This is a genomic window from Micromonospora sp. H61, from assembly GCF_018070325.1.
In the GTDB taxonomy this organism is placed as follows: Bacteria; Actinomycetota; Actinomycetes; order Mycobacteriales; family Micromonosporaceae; genus Micromonospora; species Micromonospora salmantinae.
Map to the genome: position 1 here is coordinate 25518 of NZ_JAGPXY010000034.1, position 14221 is coordinate 39738.

15 protein-coding genes are annotated in these 14221 nt (G+C 72.7%); 7 read left to right on the forward strand and 8 right to left on the reverse strand.

The features are described 5' to 3' along the window. Positions 1-10: 10 nt before the first annotated feature. The gene (locus KBX08_RS18470) at positions 11-325 is read right to left on the reverse strand and encodes an STAS domain-containing protein (RefSeq protein WP_210784714.1); all 315 of its coding nucleotides are present in this window, start codon (positions 323-325) and stop codon (positions 11-13) included. Positions 326-420: 95 nt separating this feature from the next. On the opposite strand from KBX08_RS18470, the gene map reads away from it, so the two are divergent. Next, on the forward strand, positions 421-1278 hold the full coding sequence (map, locus tag KBX08_RS18475; RefSeq protein WP_112586528.1) for a type I methionyl aminopeptidase: 858 nt from the start codon (positions 421-423) through the stop codon (positions 1276-1278). Between the two features lie 55 nt (positions 1279-1333). After that, complete coding sequence (locus KBX08_RS18480; protein ID WP_210784715.1) at positions 1334-2047, forward strand: VIT1/CCC1 transporter family protein; 714 nt, start codon at positions 1334-1336, stop codon at positions 2045-2047. Between the two features lie 6 nt (positions 2048-2053). On the opposite strand, the gene KBX08_RS18485 is transcribed toward KBX08_RS18480, so the two are convergent. The 7 genes from KBX08_RS18485 to KBX08_RS18515 form a co-directional block, all read right to left on the reverse strand. Beyond that, the gene (locus KBX08_RS18485; protein WP_210784716.1) at positions 2054-2791 is read right to left on the reverse strand and encodes a nucleotidyltransferase domain-containing protein; all 738 of its coding nucleotides are present in this window, start codon (positions 2789-2791) and stop codon (positions 2054-2056) included. 33 nt (positions 2792-2824) lie between these two features. Beyond that, positions 2825-3325: a nitroreductase/quinone reductase family protein gene (locus KBX08_RS18490; protein WP_210784717.1), complete on the reverse strand. Its 501-nt coding sequence runs from the start codon at positions 3323-3325 to the stop codon at positions 2825-2827. 74 nt (positions 3326-3399) lie between these two features. Then, positions 3400-6135 (reverse strand): FtsX-like permease family protein, encoded by a 2736-nt coding sequence (locus KBX08_RS18495; RefSeq protein WP_210784718.1) that lies wholly within the window; start codon positions 6133-6135, stop codon positions 3400-3402. Beyond that, the gene (locus tag KBX08_RS18500) at positions 6132-6866 is read right to left on the reverse strand and encodes an ABC transporter ATP-binding protein (protein ID WP_238689755.1); all 735 of its coding nucleotides are present in this window, start codon (positions 6864-6866) and stop codon (positions 6132-6134) included. Before KBX08_RS18500 ends, KBX08_RS18495 begins: the two co-directional genes overlap by 4 nt. Next, positions 6863-7465, reverse strand: a complete 603-nt coding sequence (locus KBX08_RS18505; protein WP_210784720.1) for a PadR family transcriptional regulator — start codon at positions 7463-7465, stop codon at positions 6863-6865. The genes KBX08_RS18500 and KBX08_RS18505 overlap by 4 nt, the downstream gene beginning before the upstream one ends. A gap of 53 nt (positions 7466-7518) precedes the next feature. After that, on the reverse strand, positions 7519-7956 hold the full coding sequence (locus KBX08_RS18510) for a ferritin-like domain-containing protein (protein ID WP_210784721.1): 438 nt from the start codon (positions 7954-7956) through the stop codon (positions 7519-7521). Next, on the reverse strand, positions 7953-8480 hold the full coding sequence (locus tag KBX08_RS18515; RefSeq protein WP_238689756.1) for a hypothetical protein: 528 nt from the start codon (positions 8478-8480) through the stop codon (positions 7953-7955). The genes KBX08_RS18510 and KBX08_RS18515 overlap by 4 nt, the downstream gene beginning before the upstream one ends. A gap of 155 nt (positions 8481-8635) precedes the next feature. Here KBX08_RS18515 and rimP point away from each other — a divergent pair, with 155 nt between their 5' ends. The 5 genes from rimP to KBX08_RS18540 all read left to right on the forward strand — a co-directional run bounded on the left by rimP (position 8636) and on the right by KBX08_RS18540 (position 14215). Then, a complete protein-coding gene (gene rimP, locus KBX08_RS18520; RefSeq protein ID WP_210784723.1) occupies positions 8636-9325 on the forward strand; it encodes a ribosome maturation factor RimP in 690 nt (229 codons plus the stop codon). Beyond that, a complete protein-coding gene (nusA, locus tag KBX08_RS18525) occupies positions 9322-10365 on the forward strand; it encodes a transcription termination factor NusA (RefSeq protein WP_210784724.1) in 1044 nt (347 codons plus the stop codon). Before rimP ends, nusA begins: the two co-directional genes overlap by 4 nt. Positions 10366-10381: 16 nt before the next feature. After that, on the forward strand, positions 10382-10714 hold the full coding sequence (locus KBX08_RS18530; RefSeq protein WP_112624296.1) for a YlxR family protein: 333 nt from the start codon (positions 10382-10384) through the stop codon (positions 10712-10714). Between the two features lie 93 nt (positions 10715-10807). Beyond that, complete coding sequence (infB, locus tag KBX08_RS18535) at positions 10808-13828, forward strand: translation initiation factor IF-2 (RefSeq protein WP_210784725.1); 3021 nt, start codon at positions 10808-10810, stop codon at positions 13826-13828. A 90-nt stretch (positions 13829-13918) separates the two neighbouring features. Next, on the forward strand, positions 13919-14215 hold the full coding sequence (locus tag KBX08_RS18540; RefSeq protein WP_091400377.1) for a DUF503 domain-containing protein: 297 nt from the start codon (positions 13919-13921) through the stop codon (positions 14213-14215). Positions 14216-14221: the final 6 nt, after the last annotated feature.

A 14221-nucleotide genomic window follows, 5' to 3' on the forward strand; every position in this document is an offset into this window, starting at 1 on the left:
GGCCGGGCGGCTAGGCCGGGTCGAGCCAGCCCTGCTCGCCGAGGCCGGAGATCTCCAGCACCCGACGGACCTGCCGGGACGGGCGAACGGTGAGTCGCCCCGGAAACTCCCGGGCGAGCCGGACCAGGGCGTGGATGGCTGCCGAGTCGAAGAAGGTGACAGCGCTCAGGTCCAGAGTCATCTTTTCGGCGGGCTCGCGCAGTGCCGTCTGGAGCATCGTGTCCGCGGTCGCCATGTCGACCTCGCCGGCCACCACGACGTGGAGGTGGTCACCGTCGATCTCGGCGCTGGCGGAGAAGACGGGCGGTGCTCCCCCTTGATCCACGTTGACACCATGGCACAGCCACCCTGGCAGGGCAACAACCTCCACCGGGTGGCCGTGGCGCGGGTCACCAGCGGCCCCGGCGATAGGCTTGCGGCATGACCGTCCGTCCGCCGCTGACACCAGGCACGCTCTCCCCGATGCGACCGGTGCCACCCCAGATCGCCCGACCGGAGTACGTGGGCAAGGCGCGCCCGCGGGAGTGGCGTGGCTCGCACGTGCAGACGCCGGAGACCATCGAGAAGATGCGGCTCGCCAGCCGGCTCGCCGCCCAGGCGACCCAGCTCGCCGGCGAGCACTGCAAGCCCGGCGTGACCACCGACGAGATCGACAAGGTGGTGCACGAGTTCCTCTGCGACCACGGCGCGTACCCGTCGACGCTGGGCTACAAGGGCTTCCCGAAGTCCTGCTGCACCAGCCTCAACGAGGTCATCTGCCATGGCATCCCGGACACCACGGTCCTGACCGACGGCGACATCATCAACGTCGACGTGACCGCGTACATCGGTGGGGTGCACGGTGACACCGACGCCACCTTCTGCGTCGGCGAGGTCAGCGAAGAGGCCCGGCTGCTGGTCGAGCGGACCCACGAGGCGATGATGCGCGGCATCCGCGCCGTCGCCCCGGGACGCCAGATCAACGTGGTGGGCCGCGTCATCGAGTCGTACGCCAAGCGGTTCGGCTACGGCGTGGTCCGCGACTTCACCGGCCACGGCATCGGCGAGGCCTTCCACAGTGGCCTCTACGTGCCGCACTACGACAGCCCGCGCCCCACGGACATCATGGAGCCCGGCATGACGTTCACCATCGAGCCGATGATCACCCTCGGCACCTACCAGTACGACATGTGGGACGACGGGTGGACCGTGGTCACCAAGGACCGGAAGTGGACGGCTCAGTTCGAGCACACCATCGTGGTGACCGACGACGGCCACGAGATCCTGACCCTTCCGTGAGCGCGAGGAACGCAGCGAAGCGGAGTCCCGCAGTCGCGAACGAAGGGCAGGCGCCGTGACCGACACCCCAGCGGCGCTGCGCGAGGCGCACCACGCGGACGTCTCCGGCGGCTGGCTGCGCCCGGCCGTCTTCGGCGCGATGGACGGCCTGGTCACCAACATCGCCCTGATCGCCGGCGTCGGCGGCGGCGGGGTGTCGCCCCGCAGCATCGTGCTCACCGGCAGCGCCGGCCTCGTCGCCGGTGCCATCTCCATGGGCCTCGGCGAGTACACCAGCGTGCGTTCCGCCAACGAGCAGGTCGCCGCCGAGGTGGCCAAGGAGCGACGGGAACTGGAACGGCACCCCGAGGCGGAGGCCCGGGAGCTGGCCGACGCGTGGGTGGCCCGGGGCCTGCCCCGGGACCTCGCCACCCAGGTCGCCGAGGCGGTGCGGCGCGACCCGGAGGAGGCACTGCGGGTGCACGTCCGCGAGGAACTGGGCGTCGACCCCGACGATCAGCCCAGCCCGTGGGCGGCGGCGATCTCGTCGTTCCTGTTCTTCTCGGTCGGCGCGCTGGTCCCGCTGCTGCCGTACCTGCTCGGCGCCACCGAACTGTGGCTGGCGCTCGCCGTCGGCGGGCTCGGGCTGTTCGCCGCCGGTGCCGTGGTGGCCAGGTTCACCCGCCGTCCCTGGTGGACCAGTGGGCTGCGCCAGCTGCTGCTGGGCGCCGCCGCGGCCGGCGCCACCTACCTGATCGGCTCGCTGATCGGCGTGCCGGGCGGGCTGTGACCCGCCTCAGGTGCTGAGCAGCTCGTCGATCGTGCCGTCGACCGCACGACCACGGGCGGCCAACTCCTCGGCCTGCCGGGCCAGCACCACACCCACCTCGGTCATGTCCGCGCCGGCCAACCCGGTGCGCCGCACCGCGTCCCCCGGGTCACGGAAGTAGGTGCGACTCAGCAGACCGGTCACCGTGGCCGCCGCCAGCCGGGCCTCACCGAGCATCAACAGAGCTTGATCGGTCTCGTACCACTCGGCGAGCCGGGCCGCACGGGAGTGCGCCGCGCTGCCCCGGTACCACGCCTGGCGGGCAGCGGTGCTGAACTCCGCCGGCCGGGCCCGAGCCAACCGGCCGAGATGCTCGTCGCGCAGCGTCCGCAACCAGCCCGTCGGATCGTGCAACGCCTGCGTGGTGACGTACCGGTCGGCGGTCAGCGGCCAGAGCGGGGAGAGCACCCGGGCCTGGGCCAGGTAGTCCTCGGCGGCGGCCACTGTCAGATCGACGAGCACCCCGTCCACCCGCCGGGTCGCCGGCGGCGGGCCCGTCCCGGGTCGATAGGTGACCACCAGCATTCCAGCCTCGCGGTCTCCGCCGCCGTCGTCGTCCCCGTGCGCCAGAGGCCCGTGCACAGCGATTACGAGCGCATCCGCCGCGAAACGCCGTCGGACCGCCTCGGCGACCCGTTCCGCGACCGTCCACCGTCGATCGTCGAGGCCCCGGTCGACACCGGCCGGCTCACTCCTGGCGCTCACGGGACCACCTCGCCTTAACTACCGAGCGTCAGCCTAGCCAGCCGACGGCGGAGCTTCGGGCGCGCCGCGCCCGGTCGGGGCCAGCCGGAAAATGTGGATCTCCCGGCCACCGGCCCGCTGCACGTACGTGTGGTAAGCGGGCCACGCGGTGACCAGCAGCTGCCACAACCGGTCCCGTTCGGCGCCGGAGGCCCGCTCGGCCCGCACCGCGACCCGCCGGCCCTTCACGTCCACCTCGGCGGCGGGATCGGCGAGCAGGTTCATCGCCCAGCCGGGGTGGTGGGTCTGGCCCCAGTTGGAGCCGATCACCACGTACGCGTCGCCGTCGGGCACGTAGAGCAGCGGATTGCTGCGGGGCCTGCCGGAGCGGCGGCCCGTTGTGGTGATCAGCAGGGAGGGGAGCAGGCCGAGCGCGACCACCCGGCCCCTGGTGAGTCGACCAACCACCCGATCGGCCGGAACCAGCAGGCGCACGGTGGCGCCGAACCAGCGATGATGACCGGCCCGACGGACGACATTCCTGAGCACTGACACGCCGGTCAGTCTGCCGGCTGCCCGGCCCCGGCGGCACCCCCGCGCGGTCCCGTTTCGGTCGCCCGGCGGATCGGTCAGTCGAGCCGTCGTTCGATAGGCAGTCGGGCCCGGGTGAACAGGCCCGCCCCGAGCATCGCCACCACCGGCACCAGCACCAGGACCCCGAGCGCGGGCCACGGCACCAGAAAGGGGTACGGATCTGATACCGGCCAGTCACTGGCGTACTGCCGGTTCACCGAGACCAGCACGATCGCGGCGGTGCCGAGGCCGGCCACGATGCCGAGCACCGAACCGAGACCGGCGATGACCCCGGCCTGGCAGATCGCCAGCAGCCGACGTAGCGCCGGGGCCGCGCCGACAGCCGCGAGGGTGGTCAGCTCGGCGCGTCCCTCGGCGGCGGCGAGCGCGGTGGCGATCCCGGCCGCGCCCACGGTGATCAACCCGGCCGCCGCCGCGAGCAGCAGGAGCAGGGGTGAGACGTCGCGTGGGGCGCCGCCGTTCTCCACGCTCAGCGCGAGCGTCCCGAATGGCCGCAGGGCGGCGGCGAACCGTGCCTGTTGCTCCTCGTCGGGCGGGGTGGTGGTGCCGATCACCCAGCCGGTCTGAGACCAGCTCAGGTCGAGTTGCCGGGCGGCGGCGGTGGACAGCAGCAGACGGGACTGGCCGGTCGCCCGGGGCAGCGCGTACCCCGGAAGGTCGTGGACGGTGACCGGCCGGTCCGGCCCGGCCTCCACCTCGCTGACCCGGACGGTCACCAGGCCGTCGTGCAGGTAGCGCGGGTCGGTCACCACCACGCCACCGGCGCGCAGCACGGCCGTGGCGGCTGCTGTCGTCGCCGGGTCCACGCCGGTGAGCAGGGGGAGTGCGGTTCCGTCGTCGACTCCGGGTTCCACGTAGCCGCCGAAGTAGTCCGCCTCGCGGATCTGGCAGCGGGGATCGGCGCAGCGCCAGCAGGCCCGGGTAAGTGGGAGCACCGGTGCGATGTCGCAGTAGCCGGTGCGGCCCGCCCCGCAGCTCGGTGTCTGCACCGGGGCGACAGCGCCGACCCCGAGCTGGTTGCGGGCCGCGTCGGTGATCTGGGCCAGCGTGGGCTGCCCGGCCGAACCGACCGGGTTGACCATGACATGGCCGGTCGGCAGCGCCGGCCGGTAGGCGCGCGCCTCGCGGGCGCCGTCGCTGGCCAGGTATCCGCCGAGGGCGACGCTGCTGGCCACGGCGGCCATCACGGCGCAGATGGCCGGTGCCGCGGCGGCCCGGTTGCGGCTGGCATCGCGCAACGCGATCCGTGGTGCCAGCGGCAACACCCGGCCGAGGCGGGCGAGTGCCCCGAGCAGCGTGGGCGTGCAGCAGACCAGGCCCAACTCGCCGAGGATCAGCCCGGTGAGAACCACCGCTGGGGAAGTCCGGGTGGCCCCGAACGCCGCCAGCCCCGCCCCGCCGACCACCAGCGCCAGTCCGAGAGCCAACCACCGGCCCGGGGATTTCGCCGGGGTGCGTCGTCCGGCGAGCCCGGCGCTGACGTCCTGCCGGGCGGCGGTCCAGGCCGGTGCCAGCGCGGCGAGCACCCCGGCCAGCCCCGCGACGCCACCGAGCAGGACCAGCGCGCTCGGCCAGCAGCGGTAGCCGCCGAAGCGGGCGCTGAAGACGTACTGCTCCATGAGCGGGCGACCGGCGAACGCCGCGCCGACGCCGACCAGCAGGCCGGCGGCGGCCCCCAGCACACCCAGCACCACACCGTCGGCCAGCACCACCCGGCGAAGCTGGGCGGCGTCCCCGCCCGCCACCGCTACCAGCGCCAGATCCCGTCGACGGCGACGGACTCCGACCGCGAAGGCCGGCCCGACCAGCAGGACGACCTCCAGCAGTCCGAGGCCGGCGATCAGGACGCCGGTGCTCAGATCGTTCGGGTTGTCCCCCATGACCGACCCGAGCCAGGTCCGGTCCGCTCCGGTCGCCGAGCCGATCCGGTGCCGCGCGGTGACCACCACCCCACTGTCGTTGAGCCGGGACACCAGCGCCGCGTCGACGGTGCCCGGCACGTCCGCCAGCCAGACTCCGTCCGGCTCCGGACCGGTCGATGGCACGGCTCCCGGGTGCAGCGCCACCACCGGTCCGAGGTCGTCGGGAAACTCGACCACACCCACCACTGTGTACGCCCTGCTGCCGTCGGCGGCGGCCACGGCGTGGCCGAGGCGCAGGTCCAGGCGACGCAGCGCCCTCGGACTGACCGCGACCTCACCGGGTTGCTGCGGCGCCCGGCCGGCCCGGAACCGCACCAGCCCACGGGCCAGCGGATCGGTGAGGTCCAGCACCCGACCGTTCACGACCTCGTCGCGGTGCGGGCCGCGCAGGGTCAGCGGGATGTGCGGACGCACCTCGGTGACCCGGCTGCCCGGCCCGAGCAGTGCGGTCAGCTGGGCCGCGGTGACCTTCGCGGGAAGCTCGCCCTCGCGGGTGTACCAGCCCTCACCCCACTCGTCCTGCGCCACCGGGGTATTGGCGATCCACTGCAACTGCGCGTCGGCCACGCCGAGCCTGCGGTCGACGCGTTCCTGTGGGGTCAGCTCGGCCATGTCGTAGCTCGCCGCCAGGAAGGCCAGCGCCGTCACCGGCAAAGCGATCATCGCGAGCACCAGGGCGGTCCGCCGCCGGGAGCGGCGTGACTCCCGCCGGGCGATCCGCAGCGCCGCCCGCCAGGAGCCGGTCAGCTCGGCGAACCGCCGCCGGCCGACCGGGGCAGGCTGGGCGACCGGCCGCGGCGTCACGGTGTCGGCCCGACCGCGGGCCCGCGTCGGACGGCGGATGGTCACCGCTCGCTGCCGGACAGCAGCTGCTCGACACTGCCCAGCGGTGCCGTCGTGTCGACCAGCACGCCGTCGCGGAGGAACACCACCCGGTCGGCCCAGCCGGCGTGCCGCGCCTCGTGGGTGACCAGCACTCCGGCGGCGCCCGCGTCGATCCGGCGGCGCAGCAGGTGCAGCACCGCCTCACCGGTCTGGGAGTCCAACGCCCCGGTGGGCTCGTCGGCGAGGACCAGCCGGCGTTCGCCCACCAGCGCGCGGGCGATCGCCACCCGCTGCTGCTGCCCGCCGGAGAGCTGGTCCGGGAAACGGTCACCCAACGCCGGTAGGCCCACCTCGGTGAGCGCGGCCACGGCCAGTGCGCGGGCCCGACGTCCGCTGGTCCCGTCGAGTTCCAGTGGGAGCGCCACGTTCTCCAGTGCGCTCAGACTGCCCAGCAGATTGAGCTGCTGGAAGATGTAGCCGATCCGACGGCGGCGCAGCTGGGCCAACCCGCGGCGGTCCAGGGCCCCCAGCGGTTGCCCCTCGACCCGGACCTCGCCGCCGGTCGGACGGTCCAACCCACCGGCGAGAGCCAGCAGTGTCGATTTGCCGGAGCCGGACGGCCCCATCACGGCGACCAGCTCGCCGGGCCGGACGACCAGGCTGACGCCGCGTAGCGCGTGTACCGCCGCAGGCCCGGCGCCGTGGGTGCGGTGGACGGCGCGTAGCTCCAGCACCGCGTCGTCCGATCCGCTCACCGTCTTGCCTCCTCGCCGGCCCATCGAGCCGCGTCCCGAGCGTCGGCGTCATCGGGTCGGGGAGGGGGAGGCGCCGGGCCGCTGGGTTGGTGCCGGACCAGACTGGTCTCGCAGTGGTCCAACCAGCGCACCTCGGCCTCGGCCTGGAACACCATCGAGTCCAGCACGAGACGCCAGGGAAGGTCCTCCGGCCGGTTGCTGCCGTACTTCAACCGGGTCAACTCCTGGAGGGCCCGCATCGTCGCGCTGCGTTGGGCCTGTACCACGGACCGGACGTCGACCCCGGGGGTGGTGAGGGCCAGCGCCAGCTTGATCGCCAGCTCGTCGCGGGGGCGGTCGGTACGGCTGATCGGGGTGGCGAACCACAGCGCCAGGTCCGCCCGCCCGGCGTCGGTGATCTCGTACGGGCGCTGCCCGGCCTCGCTCTCCGGCAGCGGGCGCACCAGACCGTCCCGTTCCAGCCGGGACAGCGTGGTGTAGACCTGCCCGATGTTCAGTGGCCAGGTCGAGCCGGTCGACTCCTCGAACGCGGCGCGCAGCTGGTAGCCGTACATCTGGCCGCGTTCGAGCAGGGCGAGCAACCCGTGACGGATGGACATGGCAACGGAGTATGCATACCTGGTATGCGTACCGCAACCGGAGTGGAACCGGCTCAGGTCGGCCGACCGGGAAACGGGACAGTCAGCGGGGTCAGCCCCGCAGTCTTCCGCCACCGGGTGGCCCGCACGGCGTAGTCGACCAGGGCGGCCAGCGCCTGGTCCCGGTCGGCGCCGGTGGTGGACACCAGGGCGGCCCGCCAGTGCGCGGCCGTGCGCTCCTCCACCTCGGCGGCGAGTCGCAGGGCGCTGGCCCGGTCGGTGACCGGGAACGGCAGGGCGTACCCGGCGCGGTCCGGCGGGACGACGCCGCCGGCCGTGGTGAGCTGCACCACCAGCGCGTCGCGCCGGCGTCGATGCGCGGCCTCCGCCTGGCGTGCCGCGTCCCGTGCCGCTCCGTTGAGCCGGACACCGATCCGGCCGTAGGCGTAGATGGCCGCGTACTCGGCGGACAGGGCGGAGGCGAGTGCCTCCCCGGCGGACGGCTGCCTCACTTCAGTGCCTCCTGGTGAGTTGCCCGGGCGGCGACGATCGACCCGAGCAGTGCCGCCCGCTCCGCGGGCGCCGCGGCGCAGGCGGCGGTGGCGGACTGCTGGGCGGTCTTCTCCAGCGCCCGCAGGGCGGCGCGCGCGCCGTTGGGATCGGCGGCCGGGGCGGTGGTCGGGGCGGCGGAGGCCGCCGACGGCAGCGTCACTCCGATCACCCGGGCCAGCTCGGTGGCGTGCGTGGTGTGCGTCTCGGCGATCGGGTTGAGCCGGTCGGCGAGCTCGGGATGGGCGGTCGCGCTCGCCCGGTACGCGGCGGCCAGCGCGAGTGATTCGTCCACCATCGGCCGCAGCGGGTCGGGCGGTGGGGCTGGTTGATCGTCGCGGTCGAAAAGATCACAGCCGGTCAGCGGCGTCACGGCACCGCCGAGCACCAACAGCGCCCCGGTACTCAGGAGCTTTCGCCGGGAATGTCCGGATGATTGGTCGCGCTGTGTCGTTCTGCCGATCCCCACCGGCCAAGTCAACACCATCCGTGCCGCTCCGGGGGTCACCGGCGTCGGTGCGCCGCCCGGTCCGCCGCCGGGCAGGCGCGTTACGCTCTGCGCAACCACCGGCGTGTCCACTCCGGTGGCGTGCCGGCATGGCGGGACCAGCGGTCCCCGTCGACCAGGGAGAGGGTGCGGAGATGACGCAGCGTGGCCGTGCCACCAGGCCGACGGGTCGACCCCGCGGTGCTGCGGGCCCCCGCGGCGGTGACCTCGCCGCCCGGCGGGACCGACTGCGGGCCGTGATCGAGCCGGTGGTCAACGACGCCGGATACGACCTGGAGGACCTGTCGGTCTCCCGGGCCGGCCGTCGGCACGTGGTGCGGGTGATGGTGGACACCGACGGCGGGATCGACCTGGACGCCGTCGCGGACGTCTCCCGCGCGGTCTCGGCCGCGCTGGACGCCGCGGAGGAGACCGGTGGCGACATCGTCGCCGGCGAGTACCAGCTGGAAGTCAGCTCGCCCGGCGTCGACCGGCCGCTCACCCTGCCCCGCCACTGGCGGCGCAACGTGGGTCGACTGGTCAAGGTCACCGCCCGGGGCGCGGCCGCGCTGCCCGGCCAGCGGGGCGAGCAGCCCGCCGGCGACCGTCAGCTGACCGGCCGGGTGGTCGCGGCCGACGACGAGGGCGTGCACCTGGAGACCGACGACGGCCGTGCCGCCTGGGCGTACGCCCAGCTGGGCCCTGGCCGCGTCCAGGTCGAGTTCACCCGGCTCGCCGAGCTCGGTGAGCCGGACGACGAGTTCGACGACGCGGACGATTCCGACGAGATCGACGATTCAGACGACATCGACGACGAAGATGATGTGGAGGACGAGGAGAGGTGAACATCGACCTCGCGGCGCTGCGCGCACTCGAGCGCGAGCGGGAGATCCCGTTCGACACGATTCTCGCGGCGATCGAGACCGCGTTGCTGACCGCCTACCGGCACACCGACGGGGCCGAGTCGCACGCCCGGGTGGAGATCGACCGCAGGTCGGGCGCCGCCCTGGTGTACGCGCAGGAGATGGATGCCGACGGCAGCCTGGTGCGGGAGTGGGACGACACCCCGCACGACTTCGGCCGGATCGCCGCCATGACCGCCAAGCAGGTGATCCTCCAGCGGTTGCGGGAGGCCACCGACGAGGTGCACTTCGGTGAGTACGTCGGCCGCGAGGGTGACCTGGTCACCGGCGTGGTGCAGGCGCACGAGACGCGTACCGAGAAGGGCATCGTCAGCGTCGACCTGGGCAAGCTGGAGGGCGTGCTGCCGCAGTCCGAGCAGGTGCCCGGCGAGCGGTACGCGCACGGCGAGCGGGTCCGCTGCGTCGTGGTGCACGTGGCCAAGGGCATGCGCGGGCCGCAGATCACCCTGTCCCGGTCGCACCCGGCTCTGGTCAAGAAGCTCTTCGCGCTGGAGGTGCCGGAGATCGCCGACGGCACCGTCGAGATCGGTGCGATCGCCCGTGAGGCGGGCCATCGCACGAAGATCGCCGTCCGCTCCACCACCCCCGGCGTGAACGCCAAGGGCGCCTGCATCGGCCCGATGGGTCAGCGGGTGCGTGCCGTGATGAGCGAACTGCACGGTGAGAAGATCGACATCATCGACTGGTCGGACGACCCGGGCACCTTCGTCGGCAACGCGTTGTCGCCGGCCAAGGCGCTGCGGGTCGAGGTGGTCGACCTGGCCAACCGGGCCGCCCGGGTGACAGTTCCCGACTTCCAGCTCTCGCTCGCCATCGGTCGAGAGGGGCAGAATGCCCGACTCGCGGCCCGATTGACCGGTTGGCGGATCGACATTCGTTCCGATGCGGAGCAGACCGCGCCGGCAGCGCGCGGGGTAACTGATCACGTGCGGGAGCCGGGCGGCGCGATCTCGGGGAGCTAGGGGTAGACTTCCTCCAGTGGTACGACGCGCGCAGCCGGAGCGCACCTGTGTGGGTTGCCGGCAACGTGCGCCGGCCAGCGAATTGCTGCGGATCGTCGCGGTCAGGGACGAGGCTGGTCACAGCCTCCGGCCTGATCCGCGCCGCAGGCTGCCGGGTCGGGGAGCGAACATGCACCCGGATCCGGCCTGCTTCGCGCTGGCGGTGCGGCGCCGCGCCTTCGGGCGTGCGCTGCGCAGCACCGAGGTCCTCGACCACGGTGCGCTGGCGGAGCACGTCGATGCGCCAACCACTACGTCCGGTCAGCCCGACCGGGCGAGGGTCGCTAGCAGGGTAGGACGACCGACATGAGCACACGATGAAGTCCCTGAAATGACCAGGCTTCAAGTGCACGAGTGAGGTCGCTGCGGGTGCTGCCCGCACGACCTCGGAGTGAGGAGTGCAGTGGCAGGCAAGGCCCGCGTACACGAGCTTGCAAAAGAGCTCGGGGTCGAGAGTAAGACCGTTCTCGCCAAGCTGAAGGAAATGGGCGAGTTCGTGAAGTCCGCGTCCAGCACCGTCGAGGCGCCCGTCGCCCGGCGGCTGCGTAACGCATTCGTCGCGTCCGCCGGAGCCCCGGCTCCGGCCGCCCCGTCGGCGCCCGCGTCGACGCCGGCTTCATCCCCGACCCCGACGCCATCCCCGGCCCCGGGCGCGCCCCGGGTCTCGGCCAAGCCGATGCCGCCTCGGCGGCCGGCCGCGCCGGCACCCGGTCCGAAGCCCAAGGGTCCGGTTCCCGGTGCGCCGCAGACGGCGACCCCGGTCGCCAAGCCGGCGAGTGCCCACGACATCGAGGTGGCGGCCGCGGAGGCGCGTGCCGCCGCACTGAAGGCTGAGCAGGAGGCCGCGGTCAAGGCCGCGCAGGCCGCCCGCCAGCAGCAGCGGGACAACCCCGTTCGCCGGGAGCCTCCGGCAGACGGTGGCAACCGCCCCGGCCCTCGGCCGGGTCCCGCGGCGATGCCGCCCCGTCCCGGTTCGCCGGCAGCTCGTCCGAGCACGCCGGCTCCCGGTCCGGGTGCCCGGCCGGGCGGTCGTCCGCCGGCGCGCGGTGCCGGTAACAACCCGTTCGGCATCCAGGGTGGCCAGCAGCAGCGGCCCCCGGCCGCCGGTGCGGGTGGCCCTCGGCCCAACAGCCCGGCGGGCATGCCGCCGCGGCCGAGCCCGAACTCCATGCCGCCGCGGCCCAGCCCGGCGTCCATGCCGAGTCAGCGTCCGGCTGCCGGTCGCCCCGGTCCCGGTGGCGCTGGTCGCCCCGGTGGCGGTGGCGCTGGTCGTCCCGGTGGCGGTGGCGGCGGTTTCCGTGGCGGTCCCGGCGGTGGCGCCGGTGGCGGTGGCGGTTACCGAGGCGGCCCTGGTGGCGGCGCGGGTGCCGGCGGTGGCGGTGGCTACCGTGGCGGTCCCGGCGGCGGTGCTGGTGCTCCCGGTGGCGGTTTCCGTCCGGGTGGTCCGGCCGGTGGCGGCGGTCGTCCGGGTGCGGGCGGTCGTGGCCGTGGCGGCGGCGCCGCGGGTGCCTTCGGGCGTCCGGGTGGTCGGCCGACGCGCGGTCGCAAGTCCAAGAAGCAGCGCAGACAGGAGTTCGACAACCTGTCGGCTCCGACCATGAGCTCGGGTGCTCCCCGGGGTCAGGGTCAGATCGTCCGGCTCTCCCGTGGCGCCTCGCTGTCCGACTTCGCGGACAAGATCAACGCCAACCCGGGTTCGCTGGTCCAGGAGATGTTCAACCTGGGCGAGATGGTGACCGCGACCCAGTCCTGTTCTGACGACACCCTGCACCTGCTGGGTGAGCACCTGGGCTTCGACATCCAGATCGTCAGCCCGGAGGACGAGGACCGCGAGCTGCTCGCGCAGTTCAACATCGACCTCGACGCGGAGGTGGCCGAGGAGCGTCTGGTCAGCCGTGCGCCGGTGGTGACCGTCATGGGTCACGTCGACCACGGTAAGACCAAGCTGCTCGACGCCATCCGTAAGGCGAACGTCGTGGCCGGTGAGGCGGGTGGCATCACCCAGCACATCGGTGCGTACCAGGTCCACGTCCCGCACGAGGGCGAGGACCGGGCGGTCACCTTCATCGACACCCCGGGTCACGAGGCGTTCACCGCCATGCGTGCTCGTGGTGCCCAGGTCACGGACATCGTGATCCTGGTCGTCGCGGCCGACGACGGTGTGATGCCGCAGACGATCGAGGCGTTGAACCACGCCAAGGCGGCCGACGTGCCGATCGTGGTCGCGGTCAACAAGGTCGACAAGCCGGACGCCAACCCGGACAAGGTCCGCCAGCAGCTGACCGAGTACGGCCTGGTCGCCGAGGAGTACGGCGGCGAGACCATGTTCGTCAACGTGGCAGCCAAGCCGGGCATCGGCATCGAGGAACTGCTCGAGGCCGTTCTGCTGACCGCCGACGCGTCGCTGGAGCTGACCGCTCCGATCGACGGGCCGGCTCAGGGTGTGGCCATCGAGGCACACCTGGACAAGGGTCGCGGTGCGGTGGCGACGGTGCTGGTGCAGAAGGGCACCCTGCGGGCGGGCGACTCGATCGTCGCCGGTGGGGCGCACGGCCGGGTCCGGGCCATGCTCGACGAGAACGGCAACCAGCTCACCGAGGCTGGGCCGGCGCGTCCGGTCATGGTGCTGGGTCTGACCGCGCCTCCCGGCGCGGGCGACACGTTCCTCGCCGCGGCGGACGACCGCACGGTGCGGCAGATCGCCGAGCAGCGGCAGGCACGGCGGCGGGCGGCGTCCTTCGCCAACTCCCGTGGTCGGGCCACCCTCGAGACGCTCATGGAGCAGCTCAAGGAGGGCGAGAAGACCTCGCTCAACCTCATCCTCAAGGGCGATGTCTCCGGTTCGGTGGAGGCTCTCGAGGACGCGCTGTTCAACCTCGACATCCCCGAGGAGGTCCAGCTCAAGGTCCTCGACCGGGGCGTGGGCGCGATCACCGAGAGCAACGTCATGCTCGCGAGCGCCTCGTCCGAGCCGGTCACGATCATCGGCTTCAACGTGCGGGCCTCGAACAAGGTCCGTGAGATGGCCGACCGCGAGGGCGTGGAGATCCGGTACTACACCGTCATCTACCAGGCCATCGAGGAGATCGAGGCAGCGCTCAAGGGCCTGCTCAAGCCGGAGTACGAGGAGGCCGAGCTGGGCAGCGCGGAGATCCGCGACGTCTTCCGCTCGTCCAAGATCGGCAACATCTCCGGTTGCATCGTCCGGTCGGGCATCATCCGACGCAACGCGAAGGCTCGCCTGCTTCGGGACGGGGCGGTCGTGGCGGACAACCTCACGATCACCTCGCTCAAGCGGTTCAAGGACGACGCCACCGAGGTCCGCGAGGGCTTCGAGTGCGGTCTGACCCTGGGTGGTTACAACAACGTCCAGGTCGGCGACGTCATCGAGACCTTCGAGATGCGGGAGAAGGTTCGCGCCTGATCCGGCAGTGACACGCTGATCAAGGGGTTTACGCCGAGTGGCGTAAACCCCTTGATCATGCGGGGCGGGTTGGCGGTATCGTCCGGGGCGATGTTCACCGGAACCGCGGTCTTCGACCTGCTGCTGCCGGGCGACTCCCGGTCGCTCAAAGCCAAGAGATCATATGTACGGCCGATCGTGGCGGCGCTGCGCCGCTTCGAGGTGTCGGCCGCCGAGGTGGGTGCGCTCGACCTGCATGGTCGAGCGCAGCTGGCGGTGGCCGTGGTGGCCGCCGAGACGGCGCATGTCCGCGAGGTGCTCGACTCCTGTGAGCGGCTGGTGGCCAATCGCCCCGAGGTCGAGTTGTTGTCGGTTCGACGCCGGCTCTACGGCGTGGACGACGACTGACCATGG